Below are 23,310 nucleotides of genomic sequence, written 5' to 3'. Positions count from 1 at the left end.
GTCCGTCACTGGTTCAACGAGCGACCCGCCGCCACGATCCGCCTGATTCTCCCGATCGGCCTACACCTCATCGCGGCGCGTGCCCACCGTCCGTAGTCGGCGCTCCGTATCCGGCGCGGACAGCCGAGGCGGTGCGTCCCGATCGGACGCACCGCCCCACTTCGCATCAGCGCGTGATGTCGGCCGCCGCGGCCACCGCTGCGGCGACCGCGGGCGCGACGCGCGGGTCGAACGGGCTCGGCACGATCCGGTGCGGCGCCAGGTCGTCCGCGACCACGGAGAAGATCGCCTCCGCCGCGGCGAGCTTCATGGCCTCGGTGATCCGCCGCGCGCCCGCGTCGAGCGCGCCGCGGAACACGCCTGGGAAGGCGAGCACGTTGTTGATCTGGTTCGGGAAGTCGCTGCGGCCCGTGGCGACGATCGCGGCGTAGCGCGCCGCGACGTCCGGGTGCACCTCCGGATCCGGGTTGGACAGTGCGAACACGAACCCGCCGGGCGCCATCACGGCGAGCAGCTCCTCGGGCAGCCGCGCGCACGACAGGCCCACGAACACGTCCGCGCCGGCGAGCGCGTCGGCCGTGCCACCCGTGACGCGGCGGGGGTTGGTGACGGCCGCGAGGGCGGCCTTCTCCCCGGTCACGCCCGCGCGACCGGGCACGAGCACGCCGCGCGAGTCGAGCACGACGACGTCCGTGGCCCCGGCGGCGAGCAGGATCCGCGCGCAGGCCACCCCCGCCGCTCCGGCACCGGAGATCACGATCCGCAGCCGGGCCAGGTCGCGTCCCGCGACCGCACACGCCCCCCGGAGCGCGGCGAGCAGGACGATCGCGGTGCCGTGCTGGTCGTCGTGCATGACCGGGCAGTCGAGCGCCTCGATCAGCCGGCGCTCCAGCTCGAAGCAGCGCGGCGCGGAGACGTCTTCGAGGTTCACCGCGCCGAAGCTCGGACGCAGCCGCACGAGGGTCTCGACGATCTCGTCGACGTCGGTGGTGTCGAGCACCAGCGGGATGGAGTCGAGCCCGCCGAAGGTCTTGAACAGCGCCGACTTGCCCTCCATCACCGGCAGTGCCGCGCGGGGGCCGATGTCGCCGAGGCCGAGCACGGCCGTGCCGTCGCTGACCACCGCGACCAGGCGCTGCGTCCAGGTGTAGCGGGCGGCGAGCGAGGGGTCGGCGTGGATCGCGCGGCTGACCTGGGCCACGCCCGGGGTGTAGGAGATGGACAGGTCGCGGTCGTCGCGCAGGGGCGCGGTCAGACCCGTGGAGAGCTTGCCCCCGACGTGCGCGGCCATGATCTCTTCGGTGGTCGGGGCATGTGCGGTCTCGGGCAGGGTGACGTCGATCGTCATCTGTCGGCTTTCCTTCGATGCGTGTGGTCGCGGGCGCTCTCGCGCGGCCGCTCGCCGGTGCACCGGAGGCTCGCGGGTGTAAGCCGGACGCGGTGCCGGACGGCCCCTCCGGGTGTGGCCACAGGATGTCGCGGCCGGTCGGAGGTGGGGCTGTCGGGTACGGCGGTGATGCTACCCGGCGGGCCGCCGCAGCGGTGCTCAGCGCGCGGGGGGAATGCGGCCCGGCCGGGGCCACAGGCGGGCCCGCACCACCGCGACGACGTCCGCCGGCCCGAGCTCACGGGAGTCCGTCGAGCCGAAGGGGTTGTCGCCGTGCACCCACCAGCCGTCGTCGACGGTGCGCACCGCCCGCTTGACCGACAGCTGGCCGGCGCGCGCAGGCCAGCGCACCAGCACCACGTCGCCCGCCCGCACCGGTGCCCCGAAGCGGACGATCACGACGTCGCCGTCGTGGAGCGCGGGCGACATCGACGGGCCGCGCACCGCAACCCGCCGCCAACGCACGTGACCTCCTGCGGGGGGTGTTCTTCGGACCCGTGCCGTGGGTACGGGAAGAGTACTGTCAGCACGGCCAGGACGATCATCAAAACGAGGGAGCAGACCCAATGCGACTGCTGTCGCTCCGCCGTCCGCGCCTGGAGGCCACCGCACACTGCGACCTCCCCTGTGGCGTGTACGACCCGGCCCAGGCCCGCATCGAGGCCGAGTCGGTGAAGGCGATCCAAGAGAAGTACCAGGGCAACGACGACCCGGCGTTCCGCGAGCGCGCGCTGATCATCAAGGAGCAGCGCGCTGATCTGGTCAAGCACCACCTCTGGGTGCTGTGGACCGACTACTTCAAGCCGCCGCACTTCGAGAAGTACCCGGAGCTGCACGAGCTGTTCAACAAGGCCACCAAGAAGGCCGGCGGCGGCCCGGGCGGTGCCAAGTCGTCGACGGACCCGGCCACCGGCCAGGAACTGCTCGACTACATCGCGCAGATCGACAAGATCTTCTGGGAGACCAAGGCCGCGGCCTGATCACAGCCCTACCAGCGGCGCTGACCAGCGGGAACGACCTCCCGTCGGTCAGCGTCGTTTCTCGATGTCGGGGGTGATTCGACGGCCCAGAGGCGGTCCGCACGGCCCCGAGGCGCCCCAATACCTCCGAACGGCCGCGACGCTCGTTGGGTCAGGCGCCCGCCCGCGGGCAGCCGACGAGGTGAAGGCCGCGCGTAGCGTCGCAGGCGACTCCCACCGCGCGACGTTGACGAACACAGTGCTTCCGGCGGTCCCACGGTGCAGCTGAGCGCGGATGAACCCTGGCTGCTGCTTCATGAACGCCGCGTCGTCGGCCCAGACTGCGAGGAAGTCCTCGACGTCCGGTTTCGCCTCTCAGGCGTGCCACGTCGACGGGGTCATGCGAGCCGCCCGGCGATCTCGCGCAGGACCCGCGACGCCACGGCCAGGTCCGCCACCGACAGGCCATCGGTCAGACGCCCGATCCAGGCTTCCTGATCTCCGCTGAGCTGGGCGTACGCAGTCGCACCACGCTCGGTCAGCGCGAACACCGGCGACCGGCGGTGCGCGGCGTTCGGGCCTGCGACGAGCATGCCGTCCGCAACCAGACGATTGACCGACTGCTGCACGCTCTGACGCTTCAGTCCCATCCGCCGGGCGACCTGCGGAACCGAGGGCGGGCAGTCGGCCAGGGCCACTGCGCCGAGCACCTGCCACCGTGCCGAGGTCAGACCTTCCCGACCGGCGAGGTCGTCGCCGGCGGCCAAGAGCAGCCCGTTGATCCGGAACACGTCCAGGACCAGGTCCGTGGCTGTGGCGACCCGCCCCTCTGACATGACAGCACCTGTCATTACGACAGGAACCTGTCCCGGCCGCGGCGCCGCTTCTCGTTGCCGGACTGCCGCTCAGGACCCCGGCGGCCGGCTGACGCTCATGACGGTGCTGCGGGCGATCTCGCGCAGCTTGATGTTCCGGTTCTGCGAGGCCCGGGTCAGGATCGCGAACGCGGCGTCGGCGTCGCAGCGGTTCTGCGCCATGATCACGCCCATCGCCTGGTCGATGGTCGACCGGCTGTCCATGGCCTTCCGCATCTGCGCCACGAGCGTCGTGGCCTCGGTGAAGGCGATCGCGTTTCCGACGGCGACCGCCACGTGCCCGGCGAGCTCCTCGGCGATCTCGACCGCCTCGGTGGAGAAGGCCGAGGGCGCGCGGGAGTAGATGTTCAGCGCGCCGATCACGTCGGTCTGGATCGGCAGGGGTACCGACAGGGAGCTCAGGACACCACGGGCGGCGACGTGGGCCGTGTAGTCCGGCCACCGGGTCTCGACCCGGGTGTCGTCGATGAGGAGCACGGTCCCGGTCCGGCCCGCGTCCATGCAGGGCCCGTAGCCCCGCTCGTACTGCAGCTCGTCGGCGTCGAGCGCCAGGCGGCCGGTGTAGGCGGACGTCCATCCCTTGTCGCCGCGCACCAGGGTGTTCGACACCTCGTCCGCTCCCGGCACGGCGTCCTTGGTGATCTCCACGAACTGCTGCAGCACATCCTCCAGCGGTCGGCGGTCCAGCCGGATGCCGAGCAGGGCCGTGGTGGTCGGGGCGGACAGGCGGGACATGCGATGCAGCGTACGGCGGTCGGCGCACCGCGTCCCCCGGCGACCGACCGCATCGGGGTCAGTCCGCGGCGAGCTCGGTCCGCAACCGGTTCAACGTGCGGGACAGCAGCCGCGAGACGTGCATCTGGGAGATCCCCATCTGCGTGCCGATCTCGGTCTGCGTCAGGCCGCCGAAGAACCGCAGCAGGAGGATCCGGCGTTCCCGGCCGGGCAGCGAGGCGAGCAACGGCGCGAGGGACTCGCGGTGCTCGACCAGGTCGTAGTCCTCCTCGACCCGCGCGAGGGACGTGTCGAAGCGCATCCGGTCCCCGCCGCCGTCACCGTCGAAAGCCGGCTGGTCCAACGAGACTGTGTGCGCCGCGCCCTGCGCGGACAGCGCCTCCAGCACGATCTCGACGTTCACGTCGAGATGTGCCGCGATCTCACTGGGCCGGGGCGCACGGCCGTGGCGCTGGGTCAGCTGGGCGGTCGCCTCGTACACCATCGACTGCAGGGCGCGGATCCGGCGCGGCGTCCGGATCGGATGCGCCCGGTCCCGGAAGTACCGCAGCACCTCGCCGGTGATCGTCGGCACCGCGAAGGAGAGGAAGTCGATGCCACGAGCCGGGTCGAACCGGTCGACGGCCAACACGAGCCCGACGGCCGCGACCTGTTCGACGTCCTCGGGATAATCGCCGCGGTGCGCGAACCGCCGCGCGATGTTCCGCGCGAGCTGCAGGTGCCCGGCGATCAGTTCGTCCCGCAGTCGCTCCCGGCGCGGGTCGTCCTCGGGCAGCGCGGCACGCTCCACGAAAAGCGGCGCGAGGTGCTCGAACCCGGGACGGGCTGCCGGCGGGGTGGCGATCGTGGTGCGGACAGCGGCTACGGACATGGGCCACCTCGAGTACGTCGTCGATGTGGCCGCCCTGTCGGACCGTAATCCAGCTTACGCCGGTGTCCCGCGGGCGGCGAACGCGCTCGCAGCGCACCCGTCGGGGGGCTGCACCTCGACGACGGTGTCGAGTGCGGTGATCGCGAGAATGCGGCGGACCTGGGCCGGAACGGCGTCGAGCCGCGCCCGGCCGCCGACCTGTCCGGCCCGGAACGCGGCCTCCCGGAAGGCAGTCAGCCCGGCCGCGCCGACGAAGGTCACACCGGAGAGGTCCAGATCGATCTGCCGGTGGCCGGAGTCGAGAAGGCCGTCCACACACCGGACGAGCCGCGGGGCGGTGCGGCAGTCCAACTCCCCGACCACCCGCACCCGGACCGACGGAGCGGCCCCGACGACGTCGAGCATCAGACCGTCGCGGACCGTGTCGCGCGACAGGTGCGGTGGAGGTTGCGTCGTCATCGGTCGGCCCCGATCGCCGGCAGGTCGGCGGCGCGTCGGACGACCCGAGCGCTCACCAGAAGCAGCGGCTGTGGGCCCAACCTCGGCACAGCCTATCGGGCGGTCGCAGCGGCTGCGTCCTCCAACCGCTGCAACCTTGACCCCCCGGCTCCCGGGTGTCGGCGAGGCCCGGCTCCAGTAGACCCGATCACGACGGGGCGATCCGGTGCGGGTTCGTCGGCGGGCGGCCGGGCGACGGGTTAATGTCTCCGTCGCCCGCTCGGATCGTCGTGTCCCCTCTGTAAGGACGGCGTGACCCACACCGAGGGGGTGATGGCGTCCGGCAGCGCGGCGCGCGGTCTGCAGTGTCCTGCAGGCCGGCCGTTGCGTGGGCGAGGAGGCCGAGTACGTGCAGGAGTCGGGTCTTCGGGATGCCCGCGATACCGCCCTGGATCTTCAGACACTGCTCGTCGCCGCCGCCGAGGTCGAGTCGTTCCTCGGCGAGGTGGCGCGGCGGGCCGCGGTCGCGGTCCGCCGGGTGCAGTCCTGCGGGATCACCGTGCAGGGCGATGCGTCGTCCCCGGTGCTCGGTGCGACCACCGACGAGCTGGCCTACCGCATGGATGCGGCGCAGTACGAGGTCGACGACGGCCCCTGTCTGACCTGCCTGCGTCGTGGCGTGCCGGTGTCCGTCCCCGACATCCGCTCCGACCAGCGGTGGCCGGCCTTCACCCGGCGAGGCGCGCAGGAAGGAGCAGGCAGCTCGCTGTCGGTGCCGCTCGTGGTGCGGGAGAAGACCGTGGGCGCGCTCAACCTGTACAGCCGGACGACCCACGGTCTGTCGGAAGCCGACCGCACCGTCGCGACGGAGTTCGCGCGCCACGCCGCCGCCGTGGTGGCACTCGCCGCGCAGCGCGCGGACCACGAGCTGCGGGAACACCACCTCGAGAACGCCCTGCGCTCCCGCTCGATCATCGACCAGGCGATGGGCGTGCTGATGGGACAGGCGCACGTGACCGCCGAGGAGGCCTTCGAGATGCTGCGCCGGAGGTCACAGCACTCCAACACGAAGCTACGGGACGTCGCGGCGACGATCGTCGCCGACGCGGTGCGGCACCGCTGAGAACGATCATCCGGGTGCATCGGCCTCAGGGCACGCCCCCGAGCGCCGATGCCGCTACGGTCGCGACGTGGCCTCTCACGACCCCGCGTCGGACCCCGGGCGCATCGTGCTGCTGCGGCACGGCCAGACCGAGTGGTCGGCGTCCGGGCAGCACACCAGCCGCACGGACATCCCCCTGACCGACCGCGGTCGCGTCCTCGCGGAGGAGACCGCCGAACTCGGCAGGCGCATCCTCCGCGACCGCCCACCCGCACTCGTCCTCACCAGCCCGCGGGCGCGGGCGCGGACGACCGCCGAGCTGGCGGGTCTGCACGCCGACCGGGTCGACGACCGGCTCGTCGAGTGGGACTACGGCAGCTACGAGGGGCTCACCACCGACCAGATCCGGGCCGACCAGCCGGGCTGGTCGATCTGGGAGAACGGCGCGCCGGGAGGCGAGTCGCCCGAGCAGGTCGGCAAGCGGGCCGACGACCTGATCGCCGACATCACGCCGACCCTGGCCGACGGCGACGTCGTCCTCGTCGGGCACGGCCACTTCAGCCGCGTACTGATGACGCGCTGGATCGAGCTGCCCGTCGTCGAGGGAGCCCGGTTGATGATGGACGCGCCGGCCTGGGCGGTGCTCGGGCACTACCACGGCGACGTCCGCTGCCTCGACCACGTCAACCTGCACTCGCTCGGATGACGGCTCGGATGACTACTGGGATGACTACTGGGATGACTACTGGGATGACGACGACGATCCGGCCCGTCGAGAGGCACGACGTCGACGCCGTCGTCGGGCTCGTGCACGAGCTGGCCGACTACGAGCGGGCGGCGGAACACTGCCTGCTGACCGCGGACCAGCTCCACACGGCACTGTTCGGGCCGTCGCCCGCGTTGTACGGGCACGTCGCGGAGGTCGCCGACGAGAAAGGGGGGGCCACGGTCGTCGGCTGTGCGCTCTGGTTCCTCAACTTCTCGACCTGGCGGGGCGTGCACGGCCTCTACCTCGAAGACCTGTACGTCCAGCCCGCGCACCGCGGCTCCGGCATCGGCCGGGCGCTGCTCGCCCGGCTCGCGGCCGTGTGCGCGGAGCGGGGGCTGGCCCGGCTGGAGTGGGCGGTGCTCGACTGGAACGCCCCGTCGATCGGCTTCTACCGGTCACTGGGAGCGGTGGAGATGGACGAGTGGACGGTGTTCCGGCTCGACGGCGCGGCGCTCGCGGCGCTCGGCACGGAGTCCTGAGGGCTCCGTCCGGTCCCGGCGGCGGAACTACCGCTCGTCGCCCATCGACCACGCCCGCGACCGCTCGCTGATCAGCAGCATGAACGCCGCGACCACGACGACCCCGGCGACCAGTCCGAGCACCAGCTGCCGCGAGGGCCCGATCAGCGAGTAGACCACCGGCAGCAGCAGGAGCTGGGTGACGATCGCCGGCGTGCGCGCCCAGCGGCGACCGGTCACGAGCCCCGCGGCCACGGCGCCGAGCGCGACCGCCACCAGGAGGAAGAACAGTGCCTCGCCCACCACCGCGCCCATGCCCAGCTGCGTCGCGGTGGCCCGCAGGGCCAGCACGACGGCGAACACCACTGCGGCGAGCGTCTCGAGCCCCACCAGTACCCCGGCGGCGCGGACCGGCACGGGCGGAGTCTCCCGGGTACGGGCGCGTGCTGGGCGGTCGTCGCGAGCCACGGTGCCGAGGATAGGCGGGGCTACGCTGCCGGAGTGCGCGCGCTGCTGGTGGTGAACCCCAACGCCACGACGACGACCGCCGCCGGCCGCGACGTCCTGGCGCACGCACTCGCCAGCGAGCTCAAGCTGGAGGTCCTCGTCACCCGCTACCGCGGGCACGCCGCCGAGGCCACGGCACAGGCCGTACGCGACGGTGTCGAGCTGCTGGTCGCGCACGGCGGCGACGGCACGGTCAACGAGGTCGTCAACGGGATGCTGCAGGGGATGGGCGGCCCCGTCGGCCCCGGTCCCGGCGAGCGGGTGTCGCTGCCCCGCGGCAAGAGACGGTCACCACGCCTGCCGTGCGGGCCCGCCCTCGCCGTCGTCCCCGGAGGCTCGGCCAACGTCTTCGCCCGCGCCCTGGGCACGCCGCGCGACCCGGTCGAGGCCACCGCGCAGCTGCTGCACGCGCTCGGAGCCGGACGCAGCAGACTCGTCGGTCTCGGCCGAGCCGACGACCGGTGGTTCACCTTCAACGCGGGGATGGGCTGGGACGCCGACGTCGTCGCCGAGGTCGAGCAGATGCGGTTCCGCGGGCTGGCGGCCACCCCGCTGCGGTACGCGGCGACGGGGCTGCGGCAGTACTACCGGCAGTGGCGCGACCCCAAGCCGATGACCGTCGAGGTGCCGGGGCTGCTCGAGCCCACCCCGGTCCGGGTGGCGTTCGTCAGCAACACGTCGACGTGGACCTATCTGGGCTCACGTCCGGTGCACACCAACCCCGGGGCGTCGTTCGCCAGCGGCCTGGGTCTGTTCGCCATGCAGAGCCTGGGGATCGGAACGGTCGCGCACGTGCTGCACGAGATCCTGCGCTCCGGGGGCGACCCGAAGGGCCGGCATGTGATCCGCCACGACGCGGTTCCGCTGGTCAGGGTCTCGTGCGAGACCCCGGTGGCCCTGCAGTTGGACGGCGACCACCTGGGTGAGCGCAGCGAGGTGGAGTTCCTCTCCGTACCCGAGGCGTTACGCGTCGTCGTCTAGTGACGACGCGTCGTCGCCTCAGGGGTGCTGTTCGTCGCAACCGGGGTGGGCTCCACCCCGGAATACGCGGAAAGCCCGGTCCGTTCGTCGATTGCGGCGTACCGTCGGACTGCAAAGGGCTCGCACCTGGGGAAATGTTGGCCCAAGGTAGTGCCCAGAGACACAAGGAGCGACGGCGGGGAACTTTCCCGCATGGTCCATCGTCGGTCGGGTAACCGGTCGCGGTGGGCAGGGGTCGGATCGCTCATTGCACTCGGGCAGGGTCACCGTAACCGACGGTGTCGCAGCTCGTTGCGATGGGAGGGTGAGGGTGCTCACCCGCTGCAACCGGATCCCTTGAAGAACGTCTGTGCTCGTGAAACGATTCACAAGCGCGGAAACACCGTGTCAACGATCGGCGCGACCCCGATCGCGCATTACGAGGAGCAGAGCAACATGGATTGGCGTCACCGCGCGATCTGCCGCGACGAGGACCCGGAGCTGTTCTTCCCTGTGGGGACCAGCGGACCGGCCCTACTGCAGATCGCCGAAGCCAAGTCCGTCTGCCGGCGCTGCCCCGTGGTCAGCGAGTGCCTCACGTGGGCTCTCGAGAGCGGCCAGGACGCGGGCGTCTGGGGCGGCATGAGCGAGGACGAGCGGCGGGCCCTGAAGCGCCGCAACGCGCGTACTCGTCAGCACACCGCCTGACGGAACGGCGAAAGCAAGACCAGTACAGGCACGTAACCCGACACTCCCCCACCGCGGGCCCGGTTGCCGGACACCACCCGGCTCCGGGCCCGCGGTCGTCGCGACCGGAACGTCGTCCCCGGTCGGGGTGCGACCGGCGTTCTGGTCGTGGTGACCGCACGGCGCCGCGCCGACGCGACCTCGGCACGGTGTCAACGGTCACGTCGTGAAGCTTAACGGCCCCTCAGCGGGAGGCTGATGACGGCCTCCGTCCCGCCCCCCGGCCGTGCCCGGACCAGGAGCGAGGAGTCGAGCTCCGAGCCGAGCAGGGTCCGCACGATCTGCAGACCGAGCCCCTCGGACTGCTCCGGATCGAAGCCCTCCGGCATCCCCGTGCCGTCGTCGGCCACCACCACGTCCAGGCCACCGGCCGACCGCTCGGCGAGCACGCAGACCTCGCCCGTCGTCCCCGGCGCGAAGGCGTGCGCCATCGCGTTGTGCACCAGCTCGGTCAGCACGAGCACCAACGGCGTGGCCAGAGCGGCCGGCAGGGTGCCGAAGCTGCCCTCACGGCGCACCTTGGCCCGCGACTCGGCCGTCGCACCGTCGCCGATCGCCGGGAGCACGGTGTCGACCAGCTCGTCGAGGTCGACGAGCTCGTTGACCGACCCCGACAGCGACTCGTGCACCAGCGCGATCGAGTTGACCCGTCGCACGCTCTCGGCGAGCACCCGTTGCGCCTCCGGGATCGCGGTGCGCCGGGCCTGCAGGCGCAGCAGCGCGGCGACCGTCTGCAGGTTGTTCTTGACCCGGTGGTGGATCTCTCGGATCGTCGCGTCCTTGCTCAGCAGGGCCAGGTCGCGGCGGCGCAGGTCGGTGACGTCGCGGACGAGCACCAGCGCGCCCGCCGAGGTCCCGCGCGGCCGCAGCGGCAACGCGCGCACCAGCATGACCGCCCCGCGGGCCCGCACCTCCATCCGCAGCGAATGCCGCCCGTCGAGCGCGGACTCGATCCGGTCGGCGACCTCCGCGGCGTCGAAGGGGTCGCGCACCAGCGTGCGCGTGACGTCGGCGAGCGACAGCCCGACGAGGTCGCTGGCGTGCCCCATGCGGTGATAGGCCGACAGCGCGTTCGGGCTGGCGTAGGCGACGTGGCCGTGCGCGTCGAGCCGGATCAGCCCGTCGCCCGCGCGGGGGCTGGTGTCCGCTCCGGTGACCGACGACGGGGGCGGGAAGGTGCCGTCGGCGATCATCTGGCACAGATCGGACGCGCTGCCCAGGTAGGCGATCTCCATCGGGCTGGGCACGCGGGGCATGGCGAGGTTCGTGTCACGCGACAGCACGGCCAGCACGACGTTGCCCCGCCGGACGGGGATCGTCTCGCGCCGCACCGGGACCTCCAGGTGCCAGCGCGGGTCTTCGTCGCGGCAGATCCGCCGCTCGGTGGCGGCCCGCCGCAGCTGCGGATTCTCCGCCGCGTCGACGCGGGCCGCGACGACGTCCTTGGGATACGCGGTCGGTGCGGTGGTCGGGCGGGCCTGCGCCACGCACAGCCACTCGGTGGCCGCCGACGCGTCCGTGCCGAGCGGCACCCACAGCAGGAAGTCGGCGAACGACATGTCGGCGAGCAACTGCCACTCGGCGACGACGCGCTGGAGGTGCTCCACCGCCTCGCCGCTGAGCCGGCTGTGCTCGGCGAGCAGCTCGCTCAGCGTGGACACGTGCCGTCCCTTCCTCGTGCGGCCACCAACGGCTCCCATCCCACCACGTGCGAAACTCGGGGCACGCATCCCGATGCGTGTCCGAGAAGCCGACGCCGCCAGGCGGCGGTTCCTCGGTGGAGATACAGACGGGGAAGGAGGAACTCATGTCCCGTCGGGCACGTAAGCGCCGCGACCGCAAGAAGGGCGGCGCCAACCACGGCAAGCGGCCGAACACCTGAGCAGTGGGGCGGGAACCCGTAGGGGTTCCCGCCGCCTCAGAACGACTGCTCGAGCCGGGACGTGCGCACCTCGACGACGGTGCCCTCCGGCCCGGACTCGACCGTGACCTCCGCGGTCTCCAGGACGATGTCGCGGATCGACTGCCGCAGGCGGTTCTTCAGCCCGTCCGGAGCGTGTTCGCCCGAGCACTTGGTGGCGAGGAGCTTCTTGAGCTTCTCGTCGAGGCCGTACTCCGCGAGACACGGCGTGCACTCGTCGAGGTGGCGCTCCAGCAACTTGCGCCGCGCGTCGTCGCACTCGTGGTCCAGGAACAGCCACACTTCGGCCAGCACCTCCGCACAGTCCGTCTCGTGCGGCTTCCCGCAACTCATCGAGCCACCTCCTGGCCGCGCAGGAACCCGCGCTCGCGGGCGGTGTCGGTGAGGATGTCGCGCAGCTGTCGACGGCCGCGGTGCAACCTCGACATCACGGTGCCGATCGGCGTGCCCATGATCTCGGCGATCTCCTTGTAGGCGAACCCCTCGACGTCGGCCAGGTACACCGCCATCCGGAAGTCCTCCGGCAGTGCCTGGAGGGCCTCCTTCACCGTGGTGTCGGGCAGCCGGTCCAGGGCCTCCATCTCGGCGGACGGCAGGCCTTGCGAGGTGTGCTCGCCGGCCTGGGCGATCTGCCAGTCCGTGATCTCCTCGGTGGGCGCCTGGATGGGCTGGCGCTGCCGCTTGCGGTAGCCGTTGATGTAGGTGTTGGTCAGGATGCGGTACAGCCAGGCCTTCAGGTTCGTGCCGGCGCGGAACGTGCCGAACGCCGAGTACGCCTTGAGGAACGTCTCCTGGACGAGGTCCTCGGCATCCGCGGGGTTGCGCGTCATCCGCAGCGCGGCGCCGTAGAGCTGGTCGATCAGCGGCATCGCGTCGCGCTCGAAGCGCGCTGCGCGCTCCCCGGCCGTCTCCTGCTGCTGGTCGACGGGGGCTGTTCCGTCCACACTGCCGTCTGCGCTTGTGTCGGTGGCAGCCGCGTCGGTGCGTTCGACCGGACCGGCCCCGTTCTGCTCACTGGCGCCGGTGGGCACCGGATTCCCGGGCACCGCGCTCCTTCCACTGCGGGCCGGCGGACCGGCCGCGGGGGCGACCGCCGGGGCGACCGCATGACGAGCCCAGCGTACGCGCTCGACTCTCGGCGGGCCGGACGACGGTGCGTCCATCACTGCGAGCATCACGATCGTGGGAACGCGGCCGGCGGCGGCGGGATTCCCGGCCGCTACTGTCGCGTGGTGGCAGGCACGGGAACCCCGGCGACGGCGCTGCTGGCGAAGCAGAAGGTCGGGCACCGGGTGCACACCTACACCCACCGCGGCGGGCAGGCCTACGGCCCGGAGGCCGCCGACCAGCTCGGCCTCGAGCTCGCGCAGGTGTTCAAGACCCTCGTCGCGGAGGTCGACGGCACGCTGACCGTGGGGATCGTCCCGGTGTCGGCGACGCTGGACCTGAAGGCACTGGCGGCGGCGGTCGGCGGCAAGCGGGCGCGGATGGCCGACATCGCCGCGGCCGAGCGGGCCACCGGCTACGTCGCGGGCGGCATCTCGCCGCTCGGGCAGCGCAAGAGGCTGCGGACCGTGATTGACTCCTCGGCCCAGGACCTCGCGACGATGTTCTGCAGCGGCGGCCGCCGCGGGCTGGAGGTCGAGCTCGCCCCTGCCGATCTCGCCCGGCTGACCGGGGCGGTGTTCGCGCCGATCGCTGGCTGAGGACACATTCTGAGTACACCTCAGCGACACGACCCGGTCGGATAAGGGTTCGTGCTTCCGGGATCCACGCTCCGGGCCCGATCATGAGCGATGTGGCCGACACCCTCGCTGAGCGGGCCCGCACGCTGATCCAGACGTGGGGCACCCGCGGGACGGCGCCGCGGCCTCTCCCGCCGGACCTCGTCCGCGCCGTCTACCAGCTGTGGCTGGTCGCGTTCGCCCTCAAGGTGCTCGGGGCGTCGTGGGACATGTCGTGGCACTTCAAGTGGCTCCGCGACGACCTCGCGCCCCCGCATCTCCTCAACTCGGCGGGCACGGCGATCGTCGTCGCCCTGGTGATCGCACACGGCTGGACGGGGCGGGCGGTGGACCGCCCGGCGCTGCGGCTGCAGCAGGTCGGGCTCGGGATCTTTCTCGTGGCGATTCCGCTGGACGTGGTGAACCACCGCATCAACGGGCTCGACCTCACGGCGTGGAGCCCGACGCACGCACTGCTCTACCTCGGTTCGGCGCTGATACTGGCCGGGGTAGTCCGCGGGTGGTGGCTCTTCGGCTCCGGCCGGGCACGGTTGCCGGTGCTGGTGGTGCTGTGGATGCTCGCGCTGGAATGCGTCTGGTTCCCGGCACAGCAGCAGGAGTACGGCGTGCTCGCCGTCGCCGCCTGGGACCGTGGGAGCCCCGAGGCCGAACCGATCCTGCTGCAGTTCGCCGCCGACCAGATCGGCAGGCCGGTCGACCGCGCGGCCGTGCTGCACTTCGCCCTGCCGACGGGGGCGTGGGTCTACCCGGTGTGGCTCCTCGCCGCGGCGGGCCTCGTGCTCGTGCTGGCCCGGTGGATGATCGGCAGGCCGTGGGCGGCGACGGCGGTGGCGGGCGGATACGTGGCGTACCGCTGCGTGACGTGGGCGCTGCTCGACGGGATCGGCTTCCCGGGGTCCGCGGTGCCGTTCGTGCTGTTGGCCCTCGGGGTGGCGATCGACGTGGCCTTCCGGGCGCCGCTGCCCGAGTGGCTGCGGCCGCTGCTCGGCGCGCTCCTGGCCGGGGCGGCGGTGACGGGGACGATGGTGCTGCAGCACGAGTGGCTGGCCCTGCCGCCGATCGGGCCGATCGGGCTGGTCACGGGCACGCTGCTGCTGGCGGCGCTGTGGATCGCCACGGTGCTCGGGGTGCGCACGCAGGCCTTCGCCCGCTGGGCCCACCCCCACTGAGGCCGGGTCAGGACGGCAGGACGGTGGGGAGCCACGCCGTGACGGCGGCGGCGATACCTGGAAGATCGGCCTTCAGCGAGTGGTCGCCGGCGAGGAGCACGACCTCGCGGCCGGGCGCGGGCGGTGGGCGACCGAACGCGTCGCGCTCACCCTGCACCACCAGCACCGGGACCGTCGGCTCCGCGAGCTCGGCCAGGCGGTCCTTCTCCGGTCGCCCCGGCGGGTGCACCGGGAAGGCCAGGCACAGCACCGCGACGGCGCCGACCGCCGACGCGGTCCGGCACGCCACGCGGGCGCCGGAACTGCGGCCGCCGACCAGCAGCGGGAGCCCGGGCAGCGCGGTGCGGACGGCGGCGGCGACCGCGAGCCACGCGGCGTCGAGCTGTGCCGCAGGTGCCGGGGCCCGGCGGCCGGCGACGCGGTAGGGCTGCTCGACGTGGGCCACGTGCAGGCCGGCGGCGAGCGCGGCGATGGTGGCCCTGCGCAGGTCGGGCGCGCCGAACCCGCCGCCTGCACCGTGTCCGAGCAGGAGGACGCCGCGGGCCTCGGCCACGGGATGAACGGTCAGCAGGGCCGGACCGTGCGGGGTGTCGACGTGCCGGACGACCGGGTCGGCCGCCGTGCCGCCCGGTCGACGGCTGCCGGTCACTGCGGGTTCGGACCCGCCAGGAGGTCGAGCTGCAGCGGCTCGGCGACCTGCTCGGGGGGCAGGGCCTCGAGGAGCTCGGGGCCGTTGTTGCGCACGTTGTTGACCCGCGGCGACACCGGGCGCAGCTCCATCTGCTCGACGAGCTCCGGGGACGGGGGCGTGAGCAGTGCGGCGACGGCCTCGTCGTCCGGTGTGCGGTCCGGGTCCAGCCACGCCTCCCACGCCGACGGCGGGAGCACCAGCGGCATCCGGTCGTGCACCTGGGCGAGGGGCCCGACGGCGTCCGTGGTGAGCACCGCACAGGTGACCAGGCCGTCGGCGTACTCGCCCTCCGGGTCGTCCTTGGGCTTCCAGAACTCCCACAGCCCGGCCAGGGCGATCGAGCTGCCGTCGCGGTAGTGGGTGAAGTAGGGCTGCTTGTGCTGTGTAGAACCCTTTCCTGGGGAACCCCGCTGCCACTCGTACCAACCGTCGGCCGGGAGGATGCACCGCCGGGTCTTGAGCGCCCGCCGGAACGCCGGCTTCTGCGCAGCGGTCTCCGTCCGGGCGTTGATCATGCGCGCACCGCCCGACGGGTCCTTGGACCACGAGGGCACCAGCCCCCAGCGCAGCATCCGCAGCGACCGCTCGACGCGATCCGGATCGGGGGTGCCCTCCTCGTCGCGCGGGTGCCGCTCGACGACCGCGACGACCTGCTTGGTGGGCGCGACGTTGAAGTCGGCGACCTTCGCCCCGTCCGTGGCGTCGACGGCCCGGAACTCGTCGGCCAGGTCCTTGGGCGCCTTCGTCGAGGAGTAGCGACCACACATACGTCCATCGTGGCACGGCACACCGACAGTTCCGCCGCACCATGAGCGCCGCGCGGTGGCGCGGTGCCGGAGACACGGGATCGAGGTGGCCCGGGGAGTGCAGCATGGTGGCTTTGCTGCACTCCGACCGCGGTAAAGCCACCATGCTGCACTCCCGCGCACCCGTTGCGGCGCGCGCCGACCCGCCCGGCGGCCGGGCTGCGTCCATCACGATCCACCTGGGACGATGAACGGGTGAGCACCCCCTGGCCCGCGCCCGTCGCCGCCGGTCCCGTCCGCGGCCGGGTCGCCGTGCCCGGCTCGAAGTCGGTGACCAACCGCGCCCTGCTGCTCGCCGCGCTCTCCGGCGGGCCCGCGAGCGTCGCCGGCGCTCCCCCCACCCGCGACACCGCGCTGATGGTCGACGCCCTGCGTGCCCTGAGCGTCCCGATCACCGTAGACGGCGAGCACGTGACGGTCGCCGCGTACGACGGCCTGCGTGGCGGCGGGGCCGTCGACTGCGGGCTGGCCGGCACCGTCATGCGCTTCGTCCCGCCCGCCGCGGCGCTCGCCGACGGCCCCGTCCGCTTCGACGGCGACCCCCGCGCCCGCGAGCGGCCGATGGGCACCGTCCTCGACGCGTTACGGGCGCTCGGCGCGCGGGTCGACGGCGACCGGCTCCCCTTCACCCTGCACGCCACCGGCGGTCTGCCGGGGGGCGAGGTGGTGATCGACGCCTCGGCCTCGTCGCAGTTCGTCTCCGGGCTGCTGTTGTCGGGCGCCCGGTACGAGAAGGGCGTCACCGTCGTCCACGACGGCAAGCCCGTGCCGTCGCTGCCGCACATCGACATGTCCGTGGACATGCTGCGCACCGCGGGCGTGGAGGTCGACGACGCCGACGCGAACACGTGGCGCGTCGCGCCCGGCCCCATCGCCCCCCGCGACTGGACCGTGGAACCCGACCTCTCGAACGCCGCGGTCTTCCTCGCCGCCGCCGCGGTGACCGGCGGCGAGGTCACCGTCGCGGGCTGGCCGGAGCGTTCCACGCAGCCCGGTGTGGCGATCCTGCCGGTGCTCGAGCAGTTCGGCGCGACCGTCGGGCCGACGGCCGGCGGGATGGCCGTCCGGGGGCCCCACACCCTGCGCGGCGTCGACGTCGACCTGCACGACGTCGGCGAGCTCACCCCGACGATCGCCGCCGTCGCCGCGCTCGCGACCACGCCGTCGCGGCTGCGCGGGGTGGCGCACCTCCGGGGGCACGAGACGGACCGCCTCGCCGCGCTCGCGACCGAGCTCGCCGCGCTGGGTGGCGACGTCGAGGAGACCGACGACGGCCTGCTGATCCGGCCCGCGCCGCTGCGCGCGGGCGACCGGCCGTGGCGGGCCTACGCCGACCACCGGATGGCGACGGCGGGCGCGCTGGTCGGCCTGGTCGTGCCCGGTGTCCGGATCGACGACGTGGCGAGCACCGACAAGACCATCCCCGATTTCCCCGGCCGGTGGGCCGCCCTCGTGGAGGGGTGAACCGATCGCCCGCGAGTACGACGAGTCCGACGTCCGGGTGCGGCCCGGACGCAGCTCGCGCCCCCGGAGCAAGCGCCGGCCGGGCCACGCCGACGCGGAGCCGGCGATGGTCACCACGGTCGACCGGGGCCGCTGGACCTGCGCACCGGACGGCGACGCCTCCCGCGAACCCGTGACCGCGATGCGCGCCCGCGAGCTGGGCCGCACGCCGGTCGTCGTCGGCGACCGGGTGGGGCTGGTCGGCGACCTGAGCGGCAAGCCCGACACCCTCGCCCGCATCGTGCGGGTCGAGGAGCGGACGACGGTCCTGCGCCGCACCGCCGACGACACCGACCCGGTCGAACGCCTCGTGGTGGCGAACGCCGAGCTGCTCGTGATCGTCACCGCCGTGGCCGACCCGGTACCGCGCACCGGGTTCGTCGACCGCTGCCTGGTGGCCGCCTACGCGGGCGGGCTGTCCCCCCTGCTCTGCCTGACCAAGGCCGACCTCGCCGATCCCGCGCCGTTCGCCGCGAGCTACGCCGAGTTGGAGCTACCGGTGATCACCACCCGGCGCGACGAGCCGGAGCGGGTGACCGAGCTCGCGAACGCGCTGGCCGGACGGGTCTCGGCGCTGGTCGGGCACTCGGGGGTGGGCAAGTCGACGCTGGTCAACACGCTGGTGCCGGACGCCGACCGGCGGGTCGGGCAGGTCAGCGGCGTCGGCAAGGGTCGGCACACCACTGTCGCCGCGCTCGCCCTGCCGCTGCCCGCGGAGCTCGGCGGCTGGGTGGTCGACACCCCCGGGGTGCGGTCGTTCGGGCTGGCGCACGTGACCACGAACGACGTGATCGCCGCGTTCGACGACCTCGCCACGGCGATCGACGACTGCCCGCGCGGCTGCGGGCACCTCGGGCCGCCCGCGGACCCCGAGTGCGCGCTCGACACGCTGGTCGAGCAGGGGCAGCTGCGCGCGGGCCGGCTCGCCGCGCTCCGCCGCGTCCTCGTCGCCCTGCGCCCGGTCTGAAAACCTCTGGGGACCGGATCGCGCGGCACGCCACCCGGATGGTTGACGTGCCGATGATCCCCGGGCATCCTTCCGCCGCCCCTGCCCGGCCGACTGTGGAGCCCGACATGCAACCGCGGACGTTCGGCCCCTACACGGTGCTGAGCGTGCTCGGGGTCGGGCGGACCGGCCGCGTCCATCTCGGCCGCACCGACAAGGGCAGGCGGGTCGCGGTCCGCGTGATCCGCCCCGAGTTCGCGGCCGACCCGCGCTTCCGGTCCTGCCTGCAGAAGGAGATGGAGATCGTCTCCGGGATCCGCGGCCCGGGGGTCGCCGCCCTGCTCGGCGGCGATCTCGAGGCCGACGTGCCGTGGCTGGCCGCGGAGTACGTGCCGGGGCCGTCGCTGGCCACGGTCCTCGCCCGGTGCGGCCCGTTGTCCGTGGACGGCGTGCGGCGGCTGGGCGTCGACCTGGCCGAGGCGCTCACCACCATCCACGGCGCCGGCGCGGTGCACCACGATCTCAAGCCGGGCAACGTGCTGGTCACCGCCGCCGACACGCGCGTCGTGGACGCCGGCATCGCCCGGGCCGCCGCGGCGTCGCCGCTGACCCGCGGCGGTGGCCTGGTCGGGACACCCGGCTACCTGGCACCCGAGCAACTGTTGAACAGGGTCAGCCTGCCCGCGTCGGACGTGTTCGCCCTCGGCAGCCTGTTGCTGCACGCCGCGACCTGGCGCGAGCCGTTCGGGACCGGCGACGTCGCGGCCGTCCTCCATCGCGTGCTGCGGGTCGGCCCGGACCTGCGCGGTCTCGACCCGGGCATCGCCCCGGTCGTCGCGGCCTGCCTGCACCCGGATCCCGTGCAGCGACCCTCTCCGGAGGAGGTGCGCGAGGGCCTCATGGCGCCCAGGACATCCCCGCCTGCGGCCGAGCCACCGAGCGACGAACCCGCCGACGAGCCACCGGCCGACACGGCGTCCGCCGACGACGCACCGGACCCGGACGACGCACCGGTCGCGGACGACGCACCGGTCGCGGACGACGCACCGGTCGCGGGCGAGGTGGAAGACCCCGTGCGGGACGACCGCCGCGTCGCGACCGGCTCGGCCTAACCGAGCTCGACGAGGAACGCCACCTCGCCCGGGTCGTACCAGGCCAGCTCGTGGTCCTCGGCCTCGCCGATGAGAAACTCCGCGTCGAGGTCGCCGAGGTCCGCCGCGTCGATCACGCCGGCGGCCTGGCGCACGGCGAACTCCGCGTCCGCGGTGTCGACGTGCACGGCCGCGATCGACGACAGCTCCACCGGCCCGCGGATCCGCACCGCGCCGTCGTCGAGGTCGGGACGCAGCGCGATGTCGTCGAGGTCCGCGGCCACCACGATCCGGCGCGCCGGCGTGCTGTCCTCCCCCAGCCCGAACTCCACCGAGAGCAGTCGCAGCGACGCCCGGGCGGCTTCGCTCATCGCGGCGTACTCGAGCTCGTCGTCGTCGCCCACCGTGTACGACTCGCGCAGCTTGGGCGTGAGCGCGAACGCCGTTCCCCCGACCGGGTCGAGCCGCTCGTTGGCCACGAGCTTGCGCAGCATCGGCCAGGTCGCGGGGATGTAGACGCGCATCAGGCGCCGTCCTCCGAACGCACCGTGGCCCGGAGTTCGTCGAACGCCTCGTCGACCGTCGCGGCGAGCACGTCGACGTCCGGCAGCGCGTCGCGGTCGGCGGTGAACCCGTAGTACAGGCCGCCGTCGTAGGAGGTGATCCCCACCGCGAGGCCCTGGCCGTCGGCCAGCGGCACCACCGGGTAGGTCTCCAGCAGGCGGGCGCCTGCGGCGTAGAGCGGGACCTGCGGTCCGGGCACGTTCGTCACCACCAGATTGAAGATCCGTTTCGAGATGCCGTTCACGGCCCGGGCCCCGAGCGCGTGCAGCGTCGGCGGAGCGTAGCCGCCGATGCGGGCCAGCGTGGCGGCGCGCACCGAGCGGTTCCCCGCGGTGTGCTCGCGCATCGCGTGGGCGACGTGCTGCAGACGCAGCGCGGGGCTCTGTTCTCCGACCGGGAGATCGACCAGCGTCGACAGCACCCGGCCGCCGGCCTCCGGGCTGTCCGGGCCGTGCACCCACAGCGGCACCAGCGCCCGCACGCGGCTGGTCGAGGTCACGGGCTCGCCGCGGGAGAGCAGCCAGGCGCGCAGCGAGCCCGTGACGACGGTGAGCACGACGTCGTTCACCGTGCACCCGTGGGCGGTGCGGACCTCGCGGTACGCGTCGAGTTCGCCGCGGGCGACGGCGAACCGGCGCTGGGTGGACAGCTCGACGTTGAGCGGCGAGCCGGGCGCGAGGCGGCCGCCGGTCACGACCGTGCCGACGAGCGTGCCGAGCCCGCGCGCCAGCCTGGCCGCCTCGCTGAGCGCGCCGTTGGCCGTGGCGCGCACGCTGTCGATCACCTGGCCCGGCCGGGCGATCGCCTCCGCGACCGCGTCCACGACGAGCCGGGCGTCCGTGGGCTCCGGACGCGGCATCCACAGCTCGTCGGGCACCTCGCGCGGGTGGACCGACGGATCGAGCAGCAGCTGCCCGATGTCGATCGTCGTGACGCCGTCGACCATCGCCTGATGGGTCTTGGTGATGATCGCGAAGCGACCGTCGGCGAGGCCCTCGACGAGGTAGACCTCCCACAGCGGGCGATCGGGGTCCAACGGTCGCGACATCAGCCGCGCGACGAGCTCCGTGAGCTGTGCCGACGTCCCGGGCCGCGGCAGCGCCGACCGGCGGACGTGGAACGCGACGTCGAAGTCGGCGTCGTCGACCCACACCGGCCGGGCCAGTTCACCCGGGACGTGGCGCACCTTCTGCCGGTACCGCGGCACGGCCACCAGCCGGCGTTCGACCATCTCGACCAGGCGCTCGTAGTCGAACCCGCCTGCCGGCGCGCGGAAGATCCCCACCGCCCCGACGTGCATCGGCGTGCGCGCCTGCTCCAGGTAGAGGAACGACGCGTCGACGGCCGAGAGCCGGGGCGGCGACATGCGGCGATCCTAGGTGCGGCCGGGAACGACCGCCGTGGCACGCTCGCGGACCGTGGCGCGCTCACCCAAGGACACCTTCATCACCGTGTACGGGCGCAAGCCCGTCCAGGAGGCGTTGGACGACGCCGACCTGCACGTCGACAAGGTCGTGCTGGCCGACGACGCACGCGGCGAGCCGGTCCGCGCCATCCTCGCCGCGGCCCGCGCCCGCGGGGTGCCGGTGCAGCGGGCGACGGCGCACCGGGTCAAGGTGCTGGCCGGCAACGGCCGCCACGACCAGGGTGTGCTCGCCGACGTCGTCGCGCCGCGGATGCAGCCCGTCGACGAGTTCCTCGCTGCGTTGAACTCCTCAGGCCTCGGCAACGACCCCGCCGCCGTGCTCGTCCTCGACGGCGTCACCAATCCGGCCAACGTCGGGATGGTGCTGCGCAGTGCGACGGCAGCCGGCCTCGACGGCGTCCTGCTGCCCCGCCGCGGTGTGCCGGCGATCGATCCGCTGGTGGTCAAGGCGTCGGCCGGGGTGGCGTTCCGTGCACCGGTGCTGCGGGCGGCGACGGCCGAGGAGGGCTGCGCGGCGCTGCGCGACGGCGGATTCACCGTGCTCGGGCTGCACGCGTCCGGAGCATCGCTGCTGGACGCGGAGTTGCCGCGGCGGGTCGCGCTCGTGCTCGGCAACGAGACCGACGGCCTCTCGGCCGGAGTCCGCGAGGTGTGCGACGGGCTGCTGGCGATCCCGATGGAGGGCGGGGTGGAGTCGCTGAACGTGGCGAGCGCAGGCGCCGTCGCGGCCTTCGAATTGCGGCGCAGGCGTCGGCGGTGACGGCTGCCCGTTCCACGGCGGGGTGACCCGGTGGTGCGGCATCGTCGCTCAGGGTCCAGAGTGGGCGCATGGGATTGGGTGACTTCGCGAACAAGGCCAAGAACCTCGCCGACCAGCACGACGAGCAGGTCGACCAGGGCCTGGACCGCGCGGGCGACGAGGCGAACAAGCGCTTCGCCGGGCACGAGGGCCAGATCGACGGCGCGGTGGACAAGGCGCAGCAGCACACCGGCGCGGGCGACACCACGGCCGCGGGCGTCGAGCCCGCCTCGGAGGTGCCCGGCGGCCCGGAGACCGACGTGCCGGCCGGCCCGGGCAACGTGCCGCCCCAGCAGTAGGACCCTGTCTGACACCCCACCGGGGCGCCACGGCGCCGTCGTGCCACAGAGCCGTGCCAGGGCGCCCCGGACTGCTGTTTGGCGCCTGCGCTCACGGTCAACACATGCATATGAGCACCGACGCCGGCAGTGCCGCCGCTCCCGAGGACGCCGCGACCCACGACGTGTCATCGGAACGCCCGGGCCTGGAGTCCGCCGATCCGGGGTCCGCGGACTCCGCGACCTCGACGCCGGACACGGCCGATCGCGGCGTCGAGGGGTCGGCCGACTCCGACGCCGATGATTCCGACGGTGCCGTCTCGTCGGAGACGCAGACGACAGCGGGAACGCCGGGCTCCGCGGGAGACGCGGACGACCCTCGGGCCGAGGGGTTCGTCGCGAGCCTGATCCGCGACTCGACGATCACCGGCCTCCCCGGCGACACCGGCACCCCGCCCGTGGAGCCGCACGCCCCGCAGGCCCAGCAGGAGGGCGACGAACCCGTCGGCTCGGAGCCCCCCGCCGGCGACAACCCGCACGGCGTCGACTGACTGTGATCGATC

29 protein-coding genes and 1 pseudogene are annotated in these 23,310 nt (G+C 73.3%); 15 read left to right on the top strand and 15 right to left on the bottom strand.

Annotated elements, in window-relative coordinates:
• Positions 1-166: 166 nt before the first annotated feature.
• Together RM445_RS04930 and RM445_RS04925 are read right to left on the bottom strand one after the other, a co-directional pair.
• On the bottom strand, positions 167-1,348 hold the full coding sequence (locus RM445_RS04930) for an NAD(P)-dependent malic enzyme (RefSeq protein WP_311554796.1): 1,182 nt from the start codon (positions 1,346-1,348) through the stop codon (positions 167-169).
• A gap of 198 nt (positions 1,349-1,546) precedes the next feature.
• A complete protein-coding gene (locus RM445_RS04925; RefSeq protein WP_311554795.1) occupies positions 1,547-1,852 on the bottom strand; it encodes a S26 family signal peptidase in 306 nt (101 codons plus the stop codon).
• Positions 1,853-1,953: 101 nt separating this feature from the next.
• Between RM445_RS04925 and sodN the strand changes: the two genes are divergently transcribed.
• Positions 1,954-2,367, top strand: a complete 414-nt coding sequence (sodN, locus tag RM445_RS04920) for a superoxide dismutase, Ni (RefSeq protein ID WP_311554794.1) — start codon at positions 1,954-1,956, stop codon at positions 2,365-2,367.
• 48 nt (positions 2,368-2,415) lie between these two features.
• Here sodN and RM445_RS04915 read toward each other — a convergent pair.
• From RM445_RS04915 to RM445_RS04895, 5 genes and pseudogenes are all read right to left on the bottom strand, one after another.
• A pseudogene (locus RM445_RS04915) lies at positions 2,416-2,694 on the bottom strand (antibiotic biosynthesis monooxygenase family protein); the annotation flags it as partial.
• Positions 2,695-2,744: 50 nt separating this feature from the next.
• Complete coding sequence (locus RM445_RS04910) at positions 2,745-3,182, bottom strand: MarR family winged helix-turn-helix transcriptional regulator (RefSeq protein ID WP_311554793.1); 438 nt, start codon at positions 3,180-3,182, stop codon at positions 2,745-2,747.
• Positions 3,183-3,251: 69 nt separating this feature from the next.
• The gene (locus RM445_RS04905; RefSeq protein WP_311554791.1) at positions 3,252-3,956 is read right to left on the bottom strand and encodes a GAF and ANTAR domain-containing protein; all 705 of its coding nucleotides are present in this window, start codon (positions 3,954-3,956) and stop codon (positions 3,252-3,254) included.
• Between the two features lie 58 nt (positions 3,957-4,014).
• Positions 4,015-4,827, bottom strand: coding sequence for a SigB/SigF/SigG family RNA polymerase sigma factor (locus RM445_RS04900; RefSeq protein ID WP_311554790.1), 813 nt, complete (start codon positions 4,825-4,827; stop codon positions 4,015-4,017).
• A gap of 54 nt (positions 4,828-4,881) precedes the next feature.
• The gene (locus RM445_RS04895; RefSeq protein ID WP_311554789.1) at positions 4,882-5,286 is read right to left on the bottom strand and encodes an STAS domain-containing protein; all 405 of its coding nucleotides are present in this window, start codon (positions 5,284-5,286) and stop codon (positions 4,882-4,884) included.
• A 367-nt stretch (positions 5,287-5,653) separates the two neighbouring features.
• Between RM445_RS04895 and RM445_RS04890 the strand changes: the two genes are divergently transcribed.
• The 3 genes from RM445_RS04890 to RM445_RS04880 all read left to right on the top strand — a co-directional run bounded on the left by RM445_RS04890 (position 5,654) and on the right by RM445_RS04880 (position 7,615).
• Positions 5,654-6,388: a GAF and ANTAR domain-containing protein gene (locus RM445_RS04890; protein WP_311554788.1), complete on the top strand. Its 735-nt coding sequence runs from the start codon at positions 5,654-5,656 to the stop codon at positions 6,386-6,388.
• 67 nt (positions 6,389-6,455) lie between these two features.
• Positions 6,456-7,073 (top strand): acid phosphatase, encoded by a 618-nt coding sequence (locus RM445_RS04885; RefSeq protein WP_311554787.1) that lies wholly within the window; start codon positions 6,456-6,458, stop codon positions 7,071-7,073.
• A 44-nt stretch (positions 7,074-7,117) separates the two neighbouring features.
• On the top strand, positions 7,118-7,615 hold the full coding sequence (locus RM445_RS04880) for a GNAT family N-acetyltransferase (RefSeq protein WP_311554786.1): 498 nt from the start codon (positions 7,118-7,120) through the stop codon (positions 7,613-7,615).
• A gap of 27 nt (positions 7,616-7,642) precedes the next feature.
• Here the strand turns inward: RM445_RS04880 and RM445_RS04875 are convergent, their stop codons facing one another.
• A complete protein-coding gene (locus RM445_RS04875) occupies positions 7,643-8,062 on the bottom strand; it encodes a hypothetical protein (protein WP_311554785.1) in 420 nt (139 codons plus the stop codon).
• A gap of 33 nt (positions 8,063-8,095) precedes the next feature.
• Between RM445_RS04875 and RM445_RS04870 the strand changes: the two genes are divergently transcribed.
• Both RM445_RS04870 and RM445_RS04865 read left to right on the top strand, forming a co-directional pair.
• A complete protein-coding gene (locus RM445_RS04870; protein ID WP_311554784.1) occupies positions 8,096-9,082 on the top strand; it encodes a diacylglycerol/lipid kinase family protein in 987 nt (328 codons plus the stop codon).
• A gap of 435 nt (positions 9,083-9,517) precedes the next feature.
• On the top strand, positions 9,518-9,769 hold the full coding sequence (locus RM445_RS04865) for a WhiB family transcriptional regulator (protein WP_311554923.1): 252 nt from the start codon (positions 9,518-9,520) through the stop codon (positions 9,767-9,769).
• Between the two features lie 212 nt (positions 9,770-9,981).
• Here RM445_RS04865 and RM445_RS04860 read toward each other — a convergent pair whose 3' ends face one another.
• On the bottom strand, positions 9,982-11,469 hold the full coding sequence (locus tag RM445_RS04860) for a sensor histidine kinase (RefSeq protein WP_311554783.1): 1,488 nt from the start codon (positions 11,467-11,469) through the stop codon (positions 9,982-9,984).
• A 146-nt stretch (positions 11,470-11,615) separates the two neighbouring features.
• On the opposite strand from RM445_RS04860, the gene RM445_RS32270 reads away from it, so the two are divergent.
• The gene (locus RM445_RS32270) at positions 11,616-11,690 is read left to right on the top strand and encodes a 50S ribosomal protein bL37 (RefSeq protein WP_397469237.1); all 75 of its coding nucleotides are present in this window, start codon (positions 11,616-11,618) and stop codon (positions 11,688-11,690) included.
• A gap of 36 nt (positions 11,691-11,726) precedes the next feature.
• Here the strand turns inward: RM445_RS32270 and rsrA are convergent, their stop codons facing one another.
• A complete protein-coding gene (rsrA, locus tag RM445_RS04855; RefSeq protein WP_311554782.1) occupies positions 11,727-12,062 on the bottom strand; it encodes a mycothiol system anti-sigma-R factor in 336 nt (111 codons plus the stop codon).
• Positions 12,059-12,673, bottom strand: coding sequence for a sigma-70 family RNA polymerase sigma factor (locus RM445_RS04850; protein WP_311554922.1), 615 nt, complete (start codon positions 12,671-12,673; stop codon positions 12,059-12,061). The genes rsrA and RM445_RS04850 overlap by 4 nt, the downstream gene beginning before the upstream one ends.
• A 288-nt stretch (positions 12,674-12,961) precedes the next feature.
• Between RM445_RS04850 and ybaK the strand changes: the two genes are divergently transcribed.
• Both ybaK and RM445_RS04840 read left to right on the top strand, forming a co-directional pair.
• Positions 12,962-13,435 (top strand): Cys-tRNA(Pro) deacylase, encoded by a 474-nt coding sequence (ybaK, locus tag RM445_RS04845; RefSeq protein WP_311554781.1) that lies wholly within the window; start codon positions 12,962-12,964, stop codon positions 13,433-13,435.
• Between the two features lie 83 nt (positions 13,436-13,518).
• Entirely contained in the window at positions 13,519-14,643 is a 1,125-nt protein-coding gene (locus tag RM445_RS04840; protein WP_397469227.1) for a hypothetical protein, read from the top strand.
• Positions 14,644-14,650: 7 nt separating this feature from the next.
• On the opposite strand, the gene RM445_RS04835 is transcribed toward RM445_RS04840, so the two are convergent.
• A complete protein-coding gene (locus tag RM445_RS04835; RefSeq protein ID WP_311554779.1) occupies positions 14,651-15,292 on the bottom strand; it encodes an alpha/beta hydrolase family protein in 642 nt (213 codons plus the stop codon).
• Complete coding sequence (locus RM445_RS04830) at positions 15,289-16,101, bottom strand: SOS response-associated peptidase (RefSeq protein ID WP_311554778.1); 813 nt, start codon at positions 16,099-16,101, stop codon at positions 15,289-15,291. The genes RM445_RS04835 and RM445_RS04830 overlap by 4 nt, the downstream gene beginning before the upstream one ends.
• A gap of 234 nt (positions 16,102-16,335) precedes the next feature.
• On the opposite strand from RM445_RS04830, the gene aroA reads away from it, so the two are divergent.
• The 3 genes from aroA to RM445_RS04815 all read left to right on the top strand — a co-directional run bounded on the left by aroA (position 16,336) and on the right by RM445_RS04815 (position 19,701).
• Entirely contained in the window at positions 16,336-17,604 is a 1,269-nt protein-coding gene (gene aroA / locus RM445_RS04825) for a 3-phosphoshikimate 1-carboxyvinyltransferase (protein WP_311554777.1), read from the top strand.
• A 106-nt stretch (positions 17,605-17,710) separates the two neighbouring features.
• On the top strand, positions 17,711-18,610 hold the full coding sequence (gene rsgA / locus RM445_RS04820) for a ribosome small subunit-dependent GTPase A (protein WP_311554776.1): 900 nt from the start codon (positions 17,711-17,713) through the stop codon (positions 18,608-18,610).
• A 107-nt stretch (positions 18,611-18,717) separates the two neighbouring features.
• Complete coding sequence (locus tag RM445_RS04815) at positions 18,718-19,701, top strand: serine/threonine-protein kinase (RefSeq protein WP_311554774.1); 984 nt, start codon at positions 18,718-18,720, stop codon at positions 19,699-19,701.
• Here RM445_RS04815 and RM445_RS04810 read toward each other — a convergent pair.
• Both RM445_RS04810 and RM445_RS04805 read right to left on the bottom strand, forming a co-directional pair.
• Positions 19,698-20,204: a DUF6912 family protein gene (locus RM445_RS04810; RefSeq protein WP_311554773.1), complete on the bottom strand. Its 507-nt coding sequence runs from the start codon at positions 20,202-20,204 to the stop codon at positions 19,698-19,700. The two genes, RM445_RS04815 and RM445_RS04810, sit on opposite strands and share 4 nt — an antisense overlap.
• Positions 20,204-21,610, bottom strand: coding sequence for a WS/DGAT/MGAT family O-acyltransferase (locus tag RM445_RS04805; protein ID WP_311554772.1), 1,407 nt, complete (start codon positions 21,608-21,610; stop codon positions 20,204-20,206). Before RM445_RS04805 ends, RM445_RS04810 begins: the two co-directional genes overlap by 1 nt.
• Positions 21,611-21,662: 52 nt before the next feature.
• Between RM445_RS04805 and RM445_RS04800 the strand changes: the two genes are divergently transcribed.
• The 3 genes from RM445_RS04800 (at position 21,663) to RM445_RS04790 (ending at position 23,298) form a co-directional block, all read left to right on the top strand.
• Positions 21,663-22,430: a TrmH family RNA methyltransferase gene (locus tag RM445_RS04800; protein ID WP_311554771.1), complete on the top strand. Its 768-nt coding sequence runs from the start codon at positions 21,663-21,665 to the stop codon at positions 22,428-22,430.
• Positions 22,431-22,498: 68 nt separating this feature from the next.
• Positions 22,499-22,768 (top strand): antitoxin, encoded by a 270-nt coding sequence (locus RM445_RS04795; protein ID WP_311554769.1) that lies wholly within the window; start codon positions 22,499-22,501, stop codon positions 22,766-22,768.
• A 104-nt stretch (positions 22,769-22,872) separates the two neighbouring features.
• Positions 22,873-23,298, top strand: coding sequence for a hypothetical protein (locus RM445_RS04790; RefSeq protein WP_311554768.1), 426 nt, complete (start codon positions 22,873-22,875; stop codon positions 23,296-23,298).
• The last annotated feature ends 12 nt before the right edge of the window (positions 23,299-23,310 follow it).

The organism is Pseudonocardia charpentierae (genome assembly GCF_031845345.1).
Lineage (GTDB): Bacteria > Actinomycetota > Actinomycetes > Mycobacteriales > Pseudonocardiaceae > Pseudonocardia > Pseudonocardia charpentierae.
The sequence above is the reverse complement of the archived record's forward strand: the minus strand, read 5'-3'. Positions and strand labels throughout refer to the sequence as shown.